Source organism: Anatilimnocola floriformis, from assembly GCF_024256385.1.
GTDB classification, from domain to species: domain Bacteria; phylum Planctomycetota; class Planctomycetia; order Pirellulales; family Pirellulaceae; genus Anatilimnocola; species Anatilimnocola floriformis.
The window spans coordinates 2,817,270-2,836,168 of record NZ_JAMLFW010000001.1; the positions used below are offsets into that span (position 1 = coordinate 2,817,270).

The window sequence follows — 18,899 nt, forward strand, 5'->3', positions numbered from 1 at the left end:
CCTAATTGGGAAAGGGGCTCGGCAGCTCTTCTTCAAACGACACGAAGGATTGCGTTCCTTCGATGGCGTCACTGTACTTGCCGTCGTGCCCCGCGCCGCCGTTCCAGAGCGAATAGACGGCGTCGACATCGCGCGCATACAGCGTGTCGTCGCCGCCATTGAGCGCGACGTTGATGAACGCCGACTTGAGCCGCATCGCGTAGACCGTGTCGTCACCCGCGCCCGACGAGATCTGGATTCTGCCGGGCAAGTTCGGCAGCAGGCCCAACAGCGGAAATGCCGCCGTAAGTTCGGGGCTGTTGCCTGTCGAGACCTCGTCGAGAAATACCAGATCCTTGCCGCCATTCGTGTTGATCGACAGATTGGTGGCCACCTGCGTACCAGTCGCCGAAACGTTGTCGTCACCGTCGCCGGCAGTCACTGCGAACGAACCCCATAGGTTCGAGAACGTTGAAAGGCGATTCGCTCCGCCGCCCAGCGAAACATTCCCGATCGCAACCTTATTGACCGACAGGACCATCTCATCGTCATCGGTCATGCCACCGGTTGTGGTATCCGGCCCGGTGTCAATCGTCAGGATCTGCGCTTTCAATCCGCCGATCTGCAGATTGTCGTTGCCAGCGCCGGAACGCACCGTGATCGCCGCAGCCGAGCTGTTGCCGACGACGATGTAGTCATCGAGCGCACCGGCAACATCCGTGGCCGCGGTCGGCGATGTGTCGACCGTGATCGACGCAGCAGGAAGCGATTGCGTACCGTCCCAACCGCCATCGATCGCCACAAGGATTTGATTCGCGCCGGTGCCGCCGTTCACTCGAGTTGAGCCCGGGATATGCGCCTGCGCTCCAGGAAACGGCAGGTTCGTTTGCGCGCCGATGCGCACTTCATCATTACCATCTCCCATGTTTACGGTGAGATTGCGAATGTTCAAATCGGTTGCGGGGCCGGTAATCACTTCGCCATCGTTGGCGATGATGTTGAACAGCCCGTTCGGTTGTTGATAGATCGAGATGTTGTTGCCGGCAGCATCTCCAGTGACCGTTACGTTGCCCCCCGACAACGAAACCGTCACGTTTCCAGCCAACACTTGCCGTTGCTCCAAGTTTTCCACTTGCAAGAATCGAGAACGTCGCATGGAAGAGGCCTTTCTCTGTAAGAACCGAACAATGCAGAAACACTGCATGGCAGGACCAGTAGATTGGCAGGACGAAAGTTCGATCCTAGAACAAGTGGGCAACCGGCTGACAACCGTACGACAACATGTCCATCAATACATCAAAATCCGTGCTGACATGTATTGGTGCAAGACTACTATCAATTCAACACAGCAGCTAACGCTTAAGCTTATGTTTTGCGGTAATCATTCACGCCAGCGATGCTGTTGCGGCGGGCGACGAAATGGCGAGCCTCCTGCGAGCCGTGGTGCAGTGGCCAACAATTTTGGAACAACCTGAACCCCCCTTTCATACCCCCAGAATATAACAGGTGATGCGAAAGGCAATTTCATCCACAAGTCATTTCCAGGCAATATCTTAGGACAAAAATCGGCTGCAATATCGGGGCTCCAATATCACACTTTATCACCATTGAGCGGAGCGGTCGCAACTGAGTTCGAACAGACAACGCCTGCTCGTTTCGCTTCCACTTCCGCGACTAGCGTAAACGTGAACCTATCACCCAGCTCAATATAGACACACCAGCGCGGACAACTTAGGTCCGGCATAATTCTGGGATCTGGAATCTGGAATTTATGTAGAGAGCAGGCTGGGCGGCAGAACCCAAACGCGAGAAGGCTCTTCGCCCCGCCCTTCGAACGTGCAGATATATCGTTTGAGTTTGAGCGAGTCGCTGGCGTACCAATTCAGAAATGCCTGCGCCCGTTCGGAAATTCCTGGAAGTTTTAGCGCAACTTCGGGCAGGTCGACATACTCGCGCTTGATCGCCGTAATCACTTCACAGGTCGCCCCGCACATCAAATCGGGAACTGCCACGAGGTCTTCTTGAAGTAACTGTTCCGCGCCATCTTTCGTCGTGTTGTAGCGCACCTCTCCGATCGGATGAGGCTGAAAGAGGCGAAGCAGCGCGTTGAATAGCCGAGTCGTGTCGCTTTCGATCGAAGCGTTGGCGAAAACGGGGTCTTCATCAGACAACCAGTGAATCGCCTGGCCCGGGTTCGACAATCCCGCGACCAGCAAAGCCGTGCAGGAGGCGACGCGGAACATGTTCTCGAAGGTTTGCGGCTTCCAGTTCGCGGTTAGCCCCAATGTTTCTCGAAAACGAGTTGCTCCTTCGGCTGGCAGTTGGAATGCCGAGTCTCGATGATACGCCAACGTGATGGCCAGGCCGTTGATCTGACTTGCGGCTTCCAAAAAGGGAAAGAACGCAGCTTCGCGTTGTTTGTCGCCGGGGAGTTTTTTCCAACTCATGCTCCGCAGATCACGCAGGTATCGTTGCCGCACCGCATTGCGCTGCTGGTACCAATCGCCCATGCTCGCCGGGTCGGCCAGCAAGAGCCCCACGGTCTGAAAATCCGACTTGGAATTATCAAAGCTGTAGTCGGTCGCAACCCACAGCATGTCGCCAGTGAATGTCGGCAGCGGAACCTGCTGCAGCAAGCTTTCCAACGACGCCATCCAGGGGATAACGACGTTTCGCAGCGGTTTCCAACTCATCGATAGCTCCGTTCATCCCGTTCCTGGCAACGAGCCAGATTCTTTGCTCCATCGTACTCGCAGCCAGCGCCGGGTTGTTCGTCGGCAAACGCAATCCTTGCCAATCGCATTCTGCCTGCGGTACGATCACGCAGATATTCTGCTCCCATCCACAGCCAAAGGCAGCCAGTTGGTACCGGAGCGTTCCAGTCACAGGGGAACGTCAATGGCTCGCACTTTGATCGGCTTGGTCGCTATCTGCACTCTATTTATCGCCGTCTGCACCGCACACGCTGCCGGACCGAAAGCTCCCGAGGGAGAATGGTCCGTGCAACTCAAGCCCGCACCGGGCAACAGCCTCAAGGGGACGACCGAAGCCTATCCGGACACGATCACGATCAAGGACGGAAAACTCAGCACCGAGGTCAACACCAAGTACGGCTTCGATCCGGTCGAGTGTACGGTGAAAGTTCAAAAGGGAAAGACGCTGGTCCTTGCTCTGCTGAACGACGAAAAGCACGGCAAGAGCGAATACCAACTCACCTTCAGTGGCAAAGACGGCAAGGAAGTAGTCGGCCAGATGCGCTGGGGCAAGCAAGGCGAAGACGGCAAGCCGAAGTATGCGGAGTACAGCTTGATGGGGACGAAGAAGTAGCTCTTCGGAATAGTCACGCTTCGGGAATAGTCGCGTCTTTGCCTCTGCAAAGGCGAACCTTTCCCTTCTTCCGTCACTCACTAGCGTGTGCTATAGTTGAGCGCACAACCGTTGGGGCGGTAGCTCAGTTGGGAGAGCGCTGCGTTCGCAATGAAATCTGTACAGATTCCAAAGTGAATTCCACACCGTGAATCATGCGGTGAACTCAACACCGGGGTTGTACAGATTGCCTTTGTACAGATTGCCTTTGTACAGATTGCCTTTGTACAGATTGCCTTTGTACAGATTGCCTTTGTACAGATTGCCTTTGTACAGATTCCAGTACAGAATCAGGAATGAAGTTTGGGCGTGTAGCTCATTTGGGAGAGCATCCGGTTCGCAATCGGAAGGTAGTGGGTTCGACCCCCATCACGTCCACTTTGAAAGCCACGGTAAACACCGTGGCTTTTTTCGTTGGCTTCCCCCGCTAGGGTTGTCCAGAAATCCGGCTGCTTTGGAATCTGCGTGAACATTCCGATGCACCTGCTATTGGCGTTTCCAAGGGATGCGGAAACCATGAAAGGGCGAACTAACGGACACCGGCCAGTGTGGCGTGTTGTTCATCTTCCCGCCCCTGGAGAGTTCGCATGGCCAAGTACGTCTCAGAGAAACCAAAGCACGCAGTCACCATCCACACCTACAAAGAGTTCCGGGAAGACGTTCGCCGGTTCGCCGATGGGAAGTTCAACTTCCTGATTGTCATCGGCACCGCAGGGCTAGGGAAAACGGAAACTGTCAAGGAGCAGGTAGAGGACTACGTGGAATTCTCCGGTGGTTGCCGGGTGGAATGCCACACTAAGATTCAAGTCGCCCGGATCTACCGAACCGCCAAGGAAGGAATCATATCTATCGCCGAGCCTGCTCACCGGAGCAGTCGCCTTGCTGTTTGATTCGCTCATGCCGGGGTCAAGCAATGACAAGACGATGGGCGAACCACCACCAACTGGCACGAATGAGAAAGTAAAACCTAAACCAATTCTGTCTGATACCGACATGTTGCTCCTTATACGTTGTTACGTTTAGTTATGTATGATCGTGACATCCAAACTGCAAACATGACTCCCGCCATCGGGCTGCACTTATTTAGCAATCCGTTGTGATATTTCTTTCCAACGGTCTATCTGTTGTCGAGTTCTTTCCGCTGCGTCTACTTCCGCACGCAGCAACAATTCAGCCGAAGTGCCGGGATAGCATGGCTGAAACACCGGGCCAAGTTCATAGAGTTGTGTGGCTTTGGTCAACGTCCTGATATATTTGTCACCATCCCGCTTTACAATGGAGCGGACCATAGCTTTAAAGCTGGAGCCTTTGAGTTTTCCACGCCGCTGATATTGCACTGCTTTGACATGGTCAACGTAGGTTGGATCAATTGGAATCGAGTAATGGATTCCTTTTGGATCTTTCCTGAGAAAGAGCGTGGCATCCTTAGTTTCGCCGAGTTGCCAATCTTTGTTGTGGTCAACCCATGAAACAACATTATCACCACGCAGAAGACATTCATCGAATGAGTCCGCATTCACCCTTTCATAGCAGTTGCCGCCAAGATGATATTCGGAGCCGGGGTTAGCTTTGTCATAGAACAAGACTGCGTAACCTTCGATGAATTGCTTCTCTCCTTCGGAGCGAAGGATAGGTGTCTCTTCCGTTGTCAACCACTTTAGGGCAGCTGATTCATTATTGATGTCGTATCCCATTTCTCGATTACCTCTTTGCGTTGCTCAGGCAAAACCGCTTTGACTTCCGCTTGCAATGTATTTAGTTGCGTGATGGTTTCTTCTACGTTGAATGTTGGCAATGACTCCCTGATGACTGCTTCGTGTTCTGACAAGTCGGTGTTGCCTGCTTCAATCGCTTTGACAATCCTTCGTTGCAAACGTTGCAACGTCGCTAGCAAGAGTTGCTTGGCTTTGTGATTGGCTTCCTGGAGATCGGCCACCGGAACCGGGTCAGCGCCGTAGAACGTTGGTGATGGTTCTACTGGTTCGCTACGTTGGACATCTTCCGCTTGACTTCCATCCTGGGCAGGATCACTTCCAACCACCGGGGCCGGAGAAGCTGGAGCCGGTTCCGGTTCGTCGGTGGATTCGCCAAGCTTGTAACGCATTTCCAGATAGTTGATGGCCCCTTGCTTCCATTCGTTGATGACGGTCGATCTGAATTCCGGGTTGTTGGTAAACATGCTGCTGCGGTCAAACTCGATTGAGTGCGTGTCAGGATCATCCACCAGCTTGAGCGTGAGTTCGGTTTGCTTCCACAGTCCAGAACGTCGGCTCACCGTTCATTGAAGCAATCTCCGAAAACGAGTGACTGGCAATCACAGGAACAATTGCGCACGGGTTCCCGACTAGGCGAGTGAGGGCAGCAAACCACCAAACCGTATTCAGTCGGTCGAACCACTCGCTCGGCTTGAACTCAACCGGCACGAACAATTCCGCCGCCACGTCGATACTCAACCCGCCGCTGACAGCTTTCCAAGGCGCAGGATGATATCCGCCCGGCGGGGCCGGAGCAAAAGCAGCCATGAAGGGCGCGAAAACATGGCAGTAGGTTCGCCGCAATACGATTCCTTCACCAAAGTCGAATTCGTCCGAGGGCAAGTCGACGCCAGCGATTCCTGCATGAAGCGGTGATTCTAGCGGGTCAATACTCATTCGATTCCCTTGCTATCTATCCAAGAAAGTAACGAACAGCCTAGCAAAGGTTCGCGCCGCAGGTATCTTGGTTGCTCGCGAACTTATTGCCGGACAATCGCGTCGTTGACTTATCAACCCAAGCGAGCAACCTGCCAATGACCGACACGCCTGCCGAATGGAAATACGAACCAGTCCCACCAGCAACCACGCCGCTCTATCGAATGCTGTGGCAGCTGGAAACTTGGTTCCGAACGATGGCCTACGTTGAGTTGAAGGCAGCGCGCATCGATTGGGAAACGCCGATCAAATCAAAGGTCAGCAAGTGGCCGCCCAAGTCGCTTTCAAGCGACAAGACTCTTCACCACATGGCCACGTCGCATCAAGAGGGTATCTCTTATTTGACGTTTGGAGAAATTTGGTCCGTAATGTCCGACCCGGCAAATTGGCCGTTATTCGAGCCATATTTCCCGCCGGAGAAAAATACAGTCGTTCGTATGGAAGAGGTGAAAACGATTCGTAATCGCATTGCACATTTCCGCGAGCCTCACCGGAACGATGTAAAGCGTCTTGCACTCTTCATGGAAGATATGGAGGACGGTATCAAGCGGTTCTGCTGCCGATATTGCGAAGGCAAGCATCCGCGAGACCACGCTGACGAACCTATCTTTGAGAAGTTAAAAGCGGCTTGGCCCAAGATTGGCTATGGCATCGAAATGCTGACTCCGGCGGATTGGCTGTATGAACCCGGACACCTCCGGGACAATCCGCATATGAACGCAACCTTGCAACTACTGACGCACAAGAACTACGCCAAGGGTTCACTGCAGGGGGTGGCCTACAAGCTCACGTTTAGTCCCAACCGAGCGAAGCAGTTTGACGTGGGCCAGTTCATTCTCAGAACGCAAAAGCACCACAAGAACATCATTCACATTTTGTTGGCGGGCAACTCTCACCCGCCAGCTGTAACCATCCCGGCAATACATGGAGTCGATGCGACTGTGGAGCTAATCGGAGAGTTCCTCAGCGCGGCGCTCAATTCGCAGCATGGTGATGGCAGGAGTTTGGACCGGGATTCACTCAACTGGCCCGAATACATTCTGTGGCCCGAGCATATGCTGACATTTTTCAGCGACGAAATACGAGAACCGATCCTGCTGATTGATGGCTAGACCAGGGCCGGCGAATTTACCGGCCGCTTTTATTCAGCAGTTTCTATTTCGCGATACAACTACCAGGCGTATTCCAAACCCACGTTCACACCGTGGTAGAACATCGTGCCGTTGGTGCTGAGGGCACCGGCGCCGGTGTTCACGTTGGTGGCCGCGAGCTGGTTTGGCGCGAGGGCCAGGCCGGTGACCCACAGCAGGTTATAGCCTGCGACAAATGTCAACCGATCGGTCAAGCGGCGGTTGGCATTGAAGCCGAGCTGGCCGACGAACGACGTTTGATTGCCGTTGAAATTGATCAGCGCCTGAGCACCAGGGAAGCCCGCGGTCTGCGTCACCTGCTCGCCCGAGTTGCTATAGATGCCTGCCTTGCCGACGGCGTTCACGTACCAGCAATCGCCATCGAACAGCACCGCATCGAGACCAACCTGGCCGCCATACAAGCGGTTGCGAGTCGCCACCGTGTGCGTCGAAGCGCCGGCGTTGACGCTGGCCGTGAGGAGTTCATCAACGTTCAGCGCGCGGAAGCCGACGAACCAAGTCACCCAGTCGTTGTAGGCGCGACGGCCGTTCACTTCGAAGTTTTGCAACTCCGAGGTGTAAGTCATTTGCAAGGGCGCGGCTGCAAACACGAGCGGCGGAGTGGTGAGATAAGTCGTGGCGCCGGCCACCGTCTGCGTCCCGCTCCAGCCGTTGATGCCGAAGTACGAAACTTCGAGATCCCAGCAGCTATCGAAAATGCCGTGCTTGATCGCCGTCAGCCGCGGCCCGGCGCGCCAGCCGCCATCCAGATCGGCAGAGTTCACCGCGACCGGAGCAGCGATGAGAGGCACGCTGGTGCTTCCCGCCCGATCCCAGATGATGGCTTCGGCGCGAATCGTCCAGTTCGGAACGCAACTGCATCCGCACACTTGTTCGGTTACACCGCAAGCGTTGCCGTTGTCGTAGGCGCCGCAACTAGGGCTCGCAGTGTACACGCCTTCGTCATACACGCCTTGTGCGCAAGTGGGCGCAATGCCCATCGCACAGCCAGGCGCATAGACCGGCGGCAGCGATTCAGGATAAACGGCCAGCGGCGATTCGATTATCGGCATCGGATCTGGCGGCGGGATAGGTATGGGCTCGCGCCGCTGCGGCGGGAATGGGATCGACGAGTTCGGTTGATAGACAATGTTGTCGCGCCCATCGAGATCTTCATCGACGGGAGAGTGCACCGTGGGCGCTGCCGACAGCGGTTCGATGGTCACCGGTTGCGGTGATCGGCGAGCGCGACTATCGAGTTCCACGCCGTCGGTATCGACAGGTGGCCGCGGGGGCTGGAACAACTCCACACCCAGGCTCAGGCCCGCCGAGCAAACGACGCCAGCGAGAGGCAACATAAAACGACGATACAGCCACGCGCGTTGCATGGGAGAGGTCCTCCTTGAACCTGAGATAGCAGAATCCGATTGCGCTGCCGCAGAGAGTGAATGGCTGACAACTGCGACTACCTGGAGCGGTTAGAGTCGCAGTGCTGGCGCAGTCACGCTGGCATCACGGGTGCTATCGGGTGGCTGTCTTGCGTCAAACGAGAAGAAACAAGTCGCGCGGTGCTAGCCCTAGGACAGCATTTGCCAGCACTTGAGGATTCCCGCGCGCTTTCGGCGGCGTCCGTACGACGCGCGCTCACGGATTTCGAAGCGCAAGTAGGTTTTTCCGTAGAACAGGAATCGAGTTGAGAGCGCGCGTTTGCTACAGACGGTAGAGTTTTCCCGAGCGGTAAACTTGCGGAAGCAAAGGGCGAGAGGGCGAAGCTGCTTCGCCCTCCCGGTAATCGCACTTGCTTAGTAACGGTTATCAATCACTTCGCCGTCGTTCATTTGCACCAGGCGGCGGAGATCTTTGCGATCGATCGTCGCAGGGAGTGTGCGGACGCTGCCGTCGCAAAATGCGGTGAGGAACTTTGTTCGTTTGCCGTCGAGCAAACCAGCCGCAGGATCTTTGGGATCGAAGTTCCAATCGTCGGGCTTGGTCCAGATCACGGCAGACTCGGCGGGTAGCGTGACGGTCATGATCGTGTTGCTCGTGCCGTCGACAATGCTCGCAAACTTGATGCCTCCCGGAACCGAGAACGCCGACTTCTCGCCGACCGGCACGGCGTAGATTGTTTTGCCTACTACGGCGATCTCTGGATGCACGGGATCGAGATAAATCTCCGGCATGAAGGGGATCAGTTTGCGGTTGTGTTCGCTGTCCCATGGCTCGTCGAGGTGAAACTCCTTGAACAGCGCCTCCTGTTCAACGAAAGGCAGAATGTGAACTCGCCAGGAGAGTAGCGGCTTGCCGTCTTTGCTCAGCGACGCCGCACCGGGGAACTTGCCGTTGGCATCGGCATAGTTATGCATCGCCAGCGCGATCTGCTTCAAGTTGTTCATCGATTGCGCCTGGCCCGCCGCTGATCGCATGAGCTTGAGCGGTCCGGCTTGCAGCTGCTTGACGAGGGGCTCGATGTCGGCGCCAGCGAGATTCAGTTCCAGGCGATCGCCTTTCACGGCTGGAGTCAGTCGGATGGCGAGTTCGGCGAAATCGGGCATCAGCTCTTTCAGCTTCGCCTGGTCGCCGGCCAGGTTGATGCCGGCGAGAATCCGTGGCCGCAATCCGGCAGCAGCCGCTTCGGTCTTCGATTGAATGGTCCATTTCAAACTCAGCTTCGGCGGCGGCTCGAGCGCGACGCTCATCCATTGCAAAGCATCGAGCAGATCCTGTCCTTGTCCACCACCAACTTCGGGCGGCAGCTTGCCGACAAGTTCACGTACTACACGCTGCACATCGGCGGGAATGGCCGCGGCAATTTGCACGGGCGCGCTGGCCACGTTTGTCATCGCGGCTGCCAGGTCGGGACGTTCGACCGGCTTGTTTTCGCGCACGCGTTCGATCGTGCGCGCCGAACCGAAGATGAGCAGGTTCTTCTGTCGCAGTCGATGATCGTAAGGGGCAACCGTCAGTGGCTTGAGATGCGTGGCAAGTAAATCCTCATTGCTGGCTGCCGGCTTAAGGGTGAGTACGATCGGCGGCGGACTCTCTGGAAAGTCGGCCAGGCTGAGGATGACATAGGCGTCTTGGGCACCATACTCCCGCAACGTGGCGAGAAAGCCTTGCGCCTTCGGAGCAGTCGCTTTGATCTCGTCGGCGGCATGACCTTCGCCGACAACATTGGCTAAGAACTGCAGCGCAGCGGCGGCATCGATCTTGCCGAGGTCCACTCGCAATACAGCGCAGGTCTGGGAATCGAGCAGTGGAGCCACGGGAGCGAGCGGTGATTCTTGCGCTGTAAGAATCGTCGGTATCAGGAACAGGAAAACAGAGAGCCACTTGTGCATGACGAATGTCCTTAGGTTATGGAAGAGGCTGATGAAGTCATTTGACGAGGCGAATCACGTATCGTTTGCCGGCATTGCGAGGCTGCTCATCGGCGAGCAGCGGAATCTCGAGAACGGCTTCGTTGTCTTTGACTTGATAAGGGTAAGGTTCGCGAGTGATGGGATTGAGCGGCACGGGGACGACCGTGATTTCGGCGAGCGTGGCCGGAAGTTTGCCGTTCGTCGCCGCGTGCATGCGGATTGCTTCGATGGCTTGCAGCGCGGCGAACTGCCGTGGGCTGCGGATCTCGGCTCGTTTCACCTGCAGTGTGCCGGGCAGCAACATCTGGGCAATCGGCAGTCCCTGCGTGCCGAAGAACACGGTCGCCGACATGCGTCCCTTTAGCGACTCATCGACGCGTACGGCCATCTTCAAACTTTCGGGATAAGGAAGGAGCGTGACCTTGTAGACATCGTCGTAGGCTTCACGGGTTTTGCGGGCCGTTTGAATTGCGACGACTTGGGCCACCGACATGGCTTCGACACGCTGCGGATCCATCCCTTGCTCGATGAGTTCTTTCTTGGCGAGCGGATAGGCTTTCGCCAGCATCAATGTCATGCCGGCGTGCTGCAGCCAATTTGGCGTTTGGGCGTTGGTGAGTTGCATGTCGTTCGAGAGCTTGCCGATCTCGTTGACTGTTTCCTCCAACACGCGCTGCCATTCCTGTGGCGAACGATCGACGGTTTCGGCATCCTTGAGGAAGGGAAAAATCTGTTCGGGAAAGCCCCGTTCAAATTCGAGGGCTCGCCGCACATCGACCAGCGGCTGCGGCAGGGTGGCGATGGCCCAATACATATTCGGTGCGCCGGGAGCTTTAATCAGCTCAGTCAACTGCTCGGTCATAATGGCCGAGATGGCAATTCCCACCAGGTTGCTGATCAGCAGCGGCTGTTCGGCACAATCGTGGGCCAGGCGATAACCCCAGCGAAGCGTTTCGATCGCATCGTCGTAACGCCGCTCGGCGATTTCAATGCGGGCTTTCAGTCGCAGTACGCGAGCTAGGGTGCGCGCGTCTTGCATCTCCGGCAGGAGAAAGCTGATGACACTGGTCCCTTTCAACCCCTGGAGCTGCAGGTCCCAATCGCAGTGCTCGCGATAGACGGCCGTCTTCAACTCGCCAAGCGTGGTGCCGAGCGGATTGAGCCACTCTTTCATCGCGGCAAGTTTTTTGTCGTCGAGCGGTTCTTCGAGCCAGGCCTTGTCATTCTCATCGAACTGCTTCCAGTGCGTATCGGGAACGAACCGCCGAGCCATGAGCGCCCGGTAATAAAACTGCGCCGCATTGCCCGGGACGCGCTCACGCAGACCGATCTCGAGGCTGTACTTCAGCGCCGGCCGCGGTTCGGCAGCGGCGGTAATGTTCATTTCGATCCGCTGCGGTTTGTTCGGATCGGGCTCGGCTTCGTCAGCAAAGACGAAGCCTGCGCAGTGCAAGCACAACGCAGCCACAAGGACGCGTGCGATATTCATGAGAAGAACCAGAATGAGGAAAGAATGAAATCAAAGAGATGAGTCGGGATTTTGCGGCGACTCGCGCAACTGTTGCCAAGGCTCGATCGGTGACAAAGGTTGACCGGCCGAAGTGCTGGTCGCGTGTTCGCTAGGAATGGCGTCGACCCCGAACCGCAATGCCATGTTGCGCATCTGCAGCAACCCGCTGGCGGGAAATGAAGACGGGAACGGCGAAGCATTGTTGGATTTTGCCTGCGCGATCACCGGCACTGGCGGCGTTGCGGCGGTGGTCTCAGCTGCCGGCTGAGGCACGTGAATTTCGCGGACGACAATCCGCTCGCGCGGCGGCTGGGCCAGTTGCAAACCAAGCGCGATCGCAAAGCAGGCGGCCAAACCGGTCATGGCAAAAGTGGAGGCGGGCCACAGCCAGGCGGCGCGTGTGCTTGATTGCGACGGCCGTTCCGATTCGCGGCCGGCCAGGAACATTAGCCGATCGCGGTCGAGATTCGCCCGCGGCGTGAATTGTTGCAACGACTTTTCCAGCGAGTCAGCGGGTTGATTTATTTCTTTGCTGTCCATGGAACACCCAATTGTGTGCGCAGAGCTTGCAGCCCCGCTTCGTAACGTCGATGTGCAGTGCTCAAACTCGTGCCGATCAACTCAGCGATTTCCTCGAATCCCAGATTTCCCCAGACGCGCGCGACCACCACTTCCCGCAGATCGCCATCGATCTGCTCAAGGGCAGCCGTGACATCGGCGGTCGACCATTCCGGTTCGCGGCCTTTGACCTCGAAGGCGACATCGCGGCTGGCCGCAGTCTCGTGTCGTTTGCGGCGCTGCCGGGCGCGGGCTCGCGCGATCGCCCGATTGCGAGTGACGCGAAACAGCCAAGCTGGCACATTCGCAGGCAACTCACGCTGGCGAACGAGTTCCAGCAGTGCTTCTTGCACGCAATCGTCGGCGGCGTCGGTCCACTGGCTGGCGTACAGCGACAACACTCCCCCATGCTCGTCCAGCAAGCGACCAAGATATTCCGGATCGGCAGCGGGGTTCATGGCGAGAGTGAGAAGAGGTACGAGCGTCGGCGATTGTCACCATGACGCGCGCCGACCTCATTTTTTCCGCCCGGCGGAGAAATTCTAAGAGAATCTTAGAAAATAGCGGGCAGCTATGTGAGAGTACATCTTCTTAGGCAGTGCGATGGTCCGACCGCGATTGCCGCTCGGCAAAAAGTTGCGGAACCAAACCGCCCAGTTGTTCGCGGAATGATCGCGACGGCTTGGCTGTCTTTCGGTCGTGTTCGGCCACTTCCGCTGGAACTGGTTTAACGACGCCGTGATTTTCCGCCGCTTCGTCTGGCAGATAGGTTCCCATCCAGCGATCCCACACGTTGAAGAACGAACCGAAGTTTTTGTTGGGGTGGGTGTGGTGCAGATCGTGATGCGTGACCGTATTGCAGCCCTGAAACCAAGGGCTTTGCCTGATGAATCGCGGCACGAGTTCATAGCCGGTATGGCCTGCCGTGTTCACCTGCGCGTCGATCCAAAAGAAGAGAAGCATTCCCAGCGGATGGAGCGGCACAATCATGATGACGACGGCAATTCCCAAAAATTGCAGGAACGCTTCGGCAGGTTGAAACGCATAGATCGCCCAGGGCGTGGGACTCACCGAGCGATGGTGGCCCAAGTGCGTGTACTTGAAGACGGGCCGCCAGTGCATGAAGCGGTGCGTCCAGTAAAACCAAGTGTCATGAACTGCGAGTGCTGCGAATACACTCACAAACAAGAACCCGTACGGGTAATCACGCAGATTCCAATAGATGTTTGTGTAGCCCGCTTTGTAAAGTTCGTAGAGAGCCGTGGCCATCACCGAAAAGATCACAACCGTGCTGATCGAGAGTTGCACTTCGCGGCGGATGTCTTTCGCCGTCGGGCGCCGATGTTGGATCGGGTCGAGGTGACGGTCTTCGGCGTGAACGTGAAACAGCCAGTAGTACGCGCCCGCTGGTGCCAAATAGCCCAGAACGAGCACGATCGCGAAGATTATCGCGAACTCAATTAGAAGCGTCATCGCATCCATGGCAGTACAATTTTAGTGACGAGCTGAATCCCTGCTTGTCGGAGATTTGCAAATGGTATGCCGTTCGGCGGAATCAGACAATCGCGAATTCGGGGGTGACAGTTTTTGGCCCTGCTGCTCGCCCTTCGCAAAATAAGACACTAAAATCCAATTTGTCTCGTGAAGAAGCCGTGAAGGGGCCGGAATGTTTCACTCGCGACTGCTCAGTTTCGTTTCGTTGGCAATCGTCATCGTCGGTTCGGCGGCAACGACTGCACAAGATTTTGAGCAAGAACCGATCGCCTACAGCAAACGCCAGCCAGACAATCGCGTTTCACGTTTGATCGAACAGATCAAGCAGGGCAGGCAGAAGCTGAACTACGACGAAAAGCAGGGCTATTTGCCGGCGCTGCTCGACGTCCTGAAGGTGCCGCGATCTTCACAAATGCTTGTCTTTTCGAAGACCAGTTTGCAACGGCAACGAATTGCGCCGCGAACTCCGCGCGCCATCTATTTCAGCGACGATGTTTACGTTGGCTATTGCCACGACGGCGATGTCCTGGAAATCTCCACGGCTGACGATCAACTCGGCGCGGTGTTCTACACGTTGGCTCAAGACGATCAGCCGCCGCCGCGCTTCGTGCGGCAAACCGACAGCTGCCTGATTTGCCACGGCATGTCGACCTCGTTGCGAGTCCCGAGTCATGTGGTTCGATCCGTCTACAGTGACCCGCAAGGTTTGCCCATTCTCGCATCGGGTTCCTATCGCACCGATCACACCAGCCCTTTCGAACAGCGCTGGGGCGGCTGGTACGTAACAGGAACGCACGGCGAACAGAAACACTTGGGCAATTTGATCGTTCGCGGTCGCGACCGGCCCGAAGCAGCCGATAACTCCGCTGGTCAAAATGTGACCGACCTGAGCAAATGGCTGGCAACCGAAAACTATCTCACGCCGCACAGCGACATCGTTGCGCTGATGGTGCTCGAGCATCAGGCTCTCGTTCACAACCAGCTCACGCACGCCCGCTTTGCTACCGAGCAGGCACTCTACTTCGATAAGGCCTTGAGCGAGCAATTGAAAGAGAACTCAGCAGACTTGCGCGATAGTACGAAGAGTCGAATCAAAAGCGCCTGTGAACCACTCGTTGAATGTCTCCTCTTCAGTGAAGAGACGCCGCTAACAGAAAAAATCAGCGGCACGAGCGAGTTCGCCGCGGACTTCATCAAGGCCGGCCCGCGCGATGACCGAGGGCGGTCTTTGCGCGAGCTTGATCTCACACGGCGGATGTTCAAGTATCCATGCAGCTACCTCATTTACTCTTCGAGCTTTCTCACTCTGCCGCAGCCGGCAAAGGAATATGTCGTGAAGCGGATGAAGGAAGTCCTCACGATGGCAGCGCCCGGCAAAAAATTTCAGCACCTGTCGGAGTCTGATCGGGCCAATGTGCTGGCCATCTTGGAGGCGACCCATCCGGACTTCAAACGGCAGTAGTTGGTGTTTTTGCTGCGGTGTGCGGCTATGATGCGGCGATTCACGCTTCTAACGGAAGGCGATCGCTCATGCGCTGCATCTTGTTCCTTTTTTTCTTTGGCAGTTTGTCGGCTGTGGCTCATGGTCAGGTTGGCGATCCCACGCTGCGAACCGATCATCCGCAGTACGCTGGCGAGGGCGCCTTTCAAACGGCTACGGACTGCGTGAAGTTTGCCCTCGGCGACCAGAAACTTACTGACCAAGAGAAAGCCCTCGCCATCTACAACTGGCTGCTGACGCATCAGTGGCACCTGCTGTCGCCGCAAGAGAATTGCGTCCCCGGCAAGCAGGCCGATGCGGCGAAGACGCAGGAAGATCTGATTGTCTACGACGCTGCCCGCGCACGGTTTTCATACGGATATGGCTTGTGCGGCACCGTGCATGCGTGGAACGAGCCCTATTGGAAGGCTGCTGGCTTCAACGCGCGACGAAGAGCGTTTCCCGGGCACGCCAATAGCGAGATCCTCTACGGCGACGCCTGGCATGCGTTCGACACCGATATGGCCGGACTTCTCTTTCGCAAAGACGGCGTTGTCGCCGGTTATGCCGACATCATTGCCGATCCGTCGCTGGCCACTTCGGTGAAGCCGCCGTTTCCGCACTATCCATTCGCCTGGCCCAGCGATTTTCAATCGATGAAATCCGGTTGGCAAGAAGTGGCGAAGAACCCGAACAAGTGGTTCGCCATGTACAACGGCGGCTACGAATGCCAGCCGGGCATTGTGAACCTGCGCAAAGGCGAAACCTTCACTCGTTGGTTCGACCCCGATCATTACGGCGGCCCAACGAAGCGCCGCTTCTGGCACAACTTGAAAAACGGGCCCGTGCGTGATTGGACCTTCGCCAACAACGGCGAACCACGGCATGATGGCAAGGATCACAACGCCCGCGGCAACGCTGCGTATTGCAATGGAGAATTTGTTTGGCAGCCTGATCCGAGCGAAATCTTGCCTCCCAGGAAAGGACGCGATTGGGGAAAGGATCACGTGCTGCCAGAGATTGAGTTTAGACACTGGTCGCCATATGTGATTTGCGGCGATCCCGAAGACGACGCCAATCCCATGACCGGCAAAGCGACCAACGGCTTCGTGGTGGAAGGGGATGCGACTGGCGATGTGTTGATCAAGATTACGACCGCTCGCGGCACCAAGCAACTCGATCACGTCACGTTTCCGCTCGACCTGACGGAGTATGTGAAAGGGGAATACGGCTGGAGATTAGCCGTCGCTTGGGACGGACCAGAGAGCGGCGTGAAGGATTTGAAATTTACGACCACGACGCAAATCAACCAGGCGATCTATCCCAGGCTGAAACCCCAGGGAAGCACGGTGAACTATCGAGCCACGAACCAGGCGGTTCTCGAGCAATTGCCCGATTTTTCGCTCCCCGAAGAAGAGACCAAACGTTTCGAACGCACCGAGATGCGGAGCAGCAATCTCGCTTATCGCGGGCGTGGCGCGAACTCGCGATTGGCGTACGAGACCACCAATAACAAGCCAGCGAGTGTCGTTTTTCCGGTCACTTATGAGGGGAGCTCGCTCGAGGAGGTTCGTGCGGCCATCCGTTATCAGGTGCGTGTTCCGCCACCGGAACAACACGACTATCGCCTTGATGTTTCGTGGGACGATGGCCAGACTTGGCAAACATTCGCCAAGGCCGAGATTCCCAAGGACAACGAATTCTCCAGCGGTTGGTTGGCCGGTTCGGCAAAGAGGCCGAACAAGAATTCGGGGAAAGCACTCGTCCGAGTGACGCTCTATGCCGGCGGTTACAAGACTGGCTTGATCGATGCGCAGCTGTATGGCATCTGCCGCGCGGCTGAAAAAAACGGTCCGCTGCTGATCACTTACGGTTGGCGAGAAAATGGCGAACTCAAAACCGCCGAACAAAAACTCCCGGCCGGTGTGAGCGAGCAGACTTGGAAGATCGCAACCGGGGCAAAAATCCGCGATGAGTTTGTGCGGATGACGGCGAATTAGCAACTCATCGACCCTTCGGTTACAACGGAACCATTCAGCCACGATCACGGAGTTTCTATGAAGCGATCTCCCTTTCTCTGGGCTTGGACTTTACTCTTCACGATTATCGGCGCTTCCATTGCCGCCGATTTGCCTTGGCCGCGCTGGCGAGGGCCGCAAGACAACGGGAATGTCACTGAGGGTGAATATCCAGACAACCTGCTCGATCAAAAGTCGGTCGCTTGGAAAATAAAGCTTTCGGGCATCGGCTGCTCGACCCCGGCCCTACTGCCGAACCGCATTTATTTGACCGGCCCCGTCGATGGTCAGAACGGCGTGATCGCGCTCGATTGGCAGGGCAAGGAACAATGGCGAACGAAGCTCGCCGGAGAACGCCGCGGCAAACATCGCAACGGCTCGGCCGCAAATTCGTCACCGGTGACCGATGGCAATTTGCTATTCACTTATTTCAAGAGCGGCGAACTCGCGGCGCTCGATCTGAGCGGCAAGATTTTATGGACCACGAATCTGCAGGATCGGTTTGCCAAAGATACCCTCTATTGGGATATCGGCACCTCGCCGGTGCTCACCGAGAAAGCGGTCGTCGTCGCCGTGATGCATACCGGCGAGTCGTATCTCGCCGCGTTTGAAAAAGCCAGCGGCGAGCTTCTCTGGAAGGTTTCGCGCAACTACAAAACGCCCGTTGAAGGTGATCACAGCTATGCCACGCCCATCGTCATTCGTCGCGACGGCGAAGAGCAGATTCTGGTGTGGGGTGCCGAGCATCTGACGATTCACTCGACGGCCGATGGCAGCAAGCTCTTCGAATGCGGCGGTTTCAATCCCGATAAGAAGGGAAATTGGGTGCAGGTTGCATCGCCGATTATCGCTGGCGAGATGGCCGTCGTTCCCTACGGCCGCGGCGCAAAGATCGCCGGCGTCAAACTGACCGGCAGCGGCGACGTGACGGAAACGAACCGCATTTGGACCCGCGATGACCTCGGCTCGTTTGTACCGTCGCCAGCGGCAGATCAAAGCAAGGTCTACGTGGTGCGTGACGAAGGTGAAGTTGTGTGCCTCGACATCAAAACCGGCGAAACGCTCTGGACCGATCGCTTCCCGAAGAATCGCAACAAGTACTACGCCTCGCCACTGCTCGCCGCCGGCAAGCTCTACGCGCCACGCGAAGATGGCGTCGTATTCGTCGCCGATATTCGCGACGGCTTTAAGCTACTAACTGAAAACGACATGGGTGAGCGAATCATTGCTTCGCCGGTGGCGGTCGCAGGAAATCTCCTGATTCGTGGCGAAGAAAATCTCACTTGCCTGCGCAAAGCAGCAGCTCCCTAGGTTT

16 protein-coding genes and 1 tRNA gene are annotated in these 18,899 nt (G+C 56.5%); 7 read left to right on the forward strand and 10 right to left on the reverse strand.

All coding sequences use genetic code 11. The features are described from left to right. Position 1: 1 nt before the first annotated feature. Together M9Q49_RS10790 and M9Q49_RS10795 are read right to left on the reverse strand one after the other, a co-directional pair. Positions 2-1,135, reverse strand: a complete 1,134-nt coding sequence (locus M9Q49_RS10790; protein WP_254508751.1) for a hypothetical protein — start codon at positions 1,133-1,135, stop codon at positions 2-4. 613 nt (positions 1,136-1,748) lie between these two features. Next, positions 1,749-2,672 (reverse strand): hypothetical protein, encoded by a 924-nt coding sequence (locus M9Q49_RS10795; protein ID WP_254508752.1) that lies wholly within the window; start codon positions 2,670-2,672, stop codon positions 1,749-1,751. Positions 2,673-2,877: 205 nt separating this feature from the next. Between M9Q49_RS10795 and M9Q49_RS10800 the strand changes: the two genes are divergently transcribed. The 3 genes from M9Q49_RS10800 (at position 2,878) to M9Q49_RS10810 (ending at position 4,235) form a co-directional block, all read left to right on the forward strand. Beyond that, positions 2,878-3,306, forward strand: a complete 429-nt coding sequence (locus tag M9Q49_RS10800; RefSeq protein ID WP_254508753.1) for a hypothetical protein — start codon at positions 2,878-2,880, stop codon at positions 3,304-3,306. Positions 3,307-3,650: 344 nt separating this feature from the next. Next, positions 3,651-3,723 (forward strand) — tRNA-Ala (locus M9Q49_RS10805). Between the two features lie 209 nt (positions 3,724-3,932). Further along, entirely contained in the window at positions 3,933-4,235 is a 303-nt protein-coding gene (locus M9Q49_RS10810; RefSeq protein ID WP_254508754.1) for a hypothetical protein, read from the forward strand. A 189-nt stretch (positions 4,236-4,424) separates the two neighbouring features. On the opposite strand, the gene M9Q49_RS10815 is transcribed toward M9Q49_RS10810, so the two are convergent. Together M9Q49_RS10815 and M9Q49_RS10820 are read right to left on the reverse strand one after the other, a co-directional pair. Continuing rightward, entirely contained in the window at positions 4,425-5,039 is a 615-nt protein-coding gene (locus M9Q49_RS10815; protein ID WP_254508755.1) for an HK97 family phage prohead protease, read from the reverse strand. Next, positions 5,003-5,620 (reverse strand): hypothetical protein, encoded by a 618-nt coding sequence (locus M9Q49_RS10820; RefSeq protein ID WP_254508756.1) that lies wholly within the window; start codon positions 5,618-5,620, stop codon positions 5,003-5,005. The genes M9Q49_RS10815 and M9Q49_RS10820 overlap by 37 nt, the downstream gene beginning before the upstream one ends. Positions 5,621-6,133: 513 nt before the next feature. On the opposite strand from M9Q49_RS10820, the gene M9Q49_RS10825 reads away from it, so the two are divergent. Next, on the forward strand, positions 6,134-7,147 hold the full coding sequence (locus M9Q49_RS10825; RefSeq protein WP_254508757.1) for a hypothetical protein: 1,014 nt from the start codon (positions 6,134-6,136) through the stop codon (positions 7,145-7,147). 59 nt (positions 7,148-7,206) lie between these two features. Here M9Q49_RS10825 and M9Q49_RS10830 read toward each other — a convergent pair whose 3' ends face one another. The 6 genes from M9Q49_RS10830 to M9Q49_RS10855 all read right to left on the reverse strand — a co-directional run bounded on the left by M9Q49_RS10830 (position 7,207) and on the right by M9Q49_RS10855 (position 14,065). Next, positions 7,207-8,553 carry a hypothetical protein gene (locus M9Q49_RS10830; protein ID WP_254508758.1) on the reverse strand — a complete coding sequence of 449 codons (1,347 nt, stop codon included), beginning with the start codon at positions 8,551-8,553 and terminating at the stop codon, positions 7,207-7,209. Positions 8,554-8,967: 414 nt separating this feature from the next. Next, positions 8,968-10,503: a DUF1559 family PulG-like putative transporter gene (locus M9Q49_RS10835; protein WP_254508759.1), complete on the reverse strand. Its 1,536-nt coding sequence runs from the start codon at positions 10,501-10,503 to the stop codon at positions 8,968-8,970. A gap of 37 nt (positions 10,504-10,540) precedes the next feature. Beyond that, entirely contained in the window at positions 10,541-12,013 is a 1,473-nt protein-coding gene (locus M9Q49_RS10840) for a hypothetical protein (RefSeq protein WP_254508760.1), read from the reverse strand. Positions 12,014-12,043: 30 nt separating this feature from the next. Further along, the gene (locus M9Q49_RS10845) at positions 12,044-12,574 is read right to left on the reverse strand and encodes a hypothetical protein (RefSeq protein WP_254508761.1); all 531 of its coding nucleotides are present in this window, start codon (positions 12,572-12,574) and stop codon (positions 12,044-12,046) included. After that, complete coding sequence (locus M9Q49_RS10850) at positions 12,556-13,050, reverse strand: RNA polymerase sigma factor (protein ID WP_254508762.1); 495 nt, start codon at positions 13,048-13,050, stop codon at positions 12,556-12,558. Before M9Q49_RS10850 ends, M9Q49_RS10845 begins: the two co-directional genes overlap by 19 nt. Before the next feature lie 133 nt (positions 13,051-13,183). Beyond that, on the reverse strand, positions 13,184-14,065 hold the full coding sequence (locus M9Q49_RS10855) for a sterol desaturase family protein (RefSeq protein ID WP_254508763.1): 882 nt from the start codon (positions 14,063-14,065) through the stop codon (positions 13,184-13,186). Positions 14,066-14,258: 193 nt separating this feature from the next. On the opposite strand from M9Q49_RS10855, the gene M9Q49_RS10860 reads away from it, so the two are divergent. From M9Q49_RS10860 to M9Q49_RS10870, 3 genes are all read left to right on the forward strand, one after another. Beyond that, positions 14,259-15,548 (forward strand): hypothetical protein, encoded by a 1,290-nt coding sequence (locus M9Q49_RS10860; protein WP_254508764.1) that lies wholly within the window; start codon positions 14,259-14,261, stop codon positions 15,546-15,548. Positions 15,549-15,616: 68 nt separating this feature from the next. Beyond that, a complete protein-coding gene (locus M9Q49_RS10865) occupies positions 15,617-17,566 on the forward strand; it encodes a hypothetical protein (protein WP_254508765.1) in 1,950 nt (649 codons plus the stop codon). 57 nt (positions 17,567-17,623) lie between these two features. Further along, complete coding sequence (locus tag M9Q49_RS10870; protein WP_254508766.1) at positions 17,624-18,895, forward strand: PQQ-like beta-propeller repeat protein; 1,272 nt, start codon at positions 17,624-17,626, stop codon at positions 18,893-18,895. Positions 18,896-18,899 lie beyond the last annotated feature (4 nt).

Bases quoted from the DNA above. Each gene is read 5' to 3' on its own strand.
- M9Q49_RS10790 (WP_254508751.1), bottom strand. From the start codon at position 1,135: ATGCGACGTTCTCGATTCTTGCAAGTGGAAAACTTGGAGCAACGGCAA.
- M9Q49_RS10795 (WP_254508752.1), bottom strand. From the start codon at position 2,672: ATGAGTTGGAAACCGCTGCGAAACGTCGTTATCCCCTGGATGGCGTCG.
- M9Q49_RS10800 (WP_254508753.1), top strand. From the start codon at position 2,878: ATGGCTCGCACTTTGATCGGCTTGGTCGCTATCTGCACTCTATTTATC.
- M9Q49_RS10810 (WP_254508754.1), top strand. From the start codon at position 3,933: ATGGCCAAGTACGTCTCAGAGAAACCAAAGCACGCAGTCACCATCCAC.
- M9Q49_RS10815 (WP_254508755.1), bottom strand. From the start codon at position 5,039: ATGGGATACGACATCAATAATGAATCAGCTGCCCTAAAGTGGTTGACA.
- M9Q49_RS10825 (WP_254508757.1), top strand. From the start codon at position 6,134: ATGACCGACACGCCTGCCGAATGGAAATACGAACCAGTCCCACCAGCA.
- M9Q49_RS10830 (WP_254508758.1), bottom strand. From the start codon at position 8,553: ATGCAACGCGCGTGGCTGTATCGTCGTTTTATGTTGCCTCTCGCTGGC.
- M9Q49_RS10835 (WP_254508759.1), bottom strand. From the start codon at position 10,503: ATGCACAAGTGGCTCTCTGTTTTCCTGTTCCTGATACCGACGATTCTT.
- M9Q49_RS10840 (WP_254508760.1), bottom strand. From the start codon at position 12,013: ATGAATATCGCACGCGTCCTTGTGGCTGCGTTGTGCTTGCACTGCGCA.
- M9Q49_RS10845 (WP_254508761.1), bottom strand. From the start codon at position 12,574: ATGGACAGCAAAGAAATAAATCAACCCGCTGACTCGCTGGAAAAGTCG.
- M9Q49_RS10850 (WP_254508762.1), bottom strand. From the start codon at position 13,050: ATGAACCCCGCTGCCGATCCGGAATATCTTGGTCGCTTGCTGGACGAG.
- M9Q49_RS10855 (WP_254508763.1), bottom strand. From the start codon at position 14,065: ATGACGCTTCTAATTGAGTTCGCGATAATCTTCGCGATCGTGCTCGTT.
- M9Q49_RS10860 (WP_254508764.1), top strand. From the start codon at position 14,259: ATGTTTCACTCGCGACTGCTCAGTTTCGTTTCGTTGGCAATCGTCATC.
- M9Q49_RS10865 (WP_254508765.1), top strand. From the start codon at position 15,617: ATGCGCTGCATCTTGTTCCTTTTTTTCTTTGGCAGTTTGTCGGCTGTG.
- M9Q49_RS10870 (WP_254508766.1), top strand. From the start codon at position 17,624: ATGAAGCGATCTCCCTTTCTCTGGGCTTGGACTTTACTCTTCACGATT.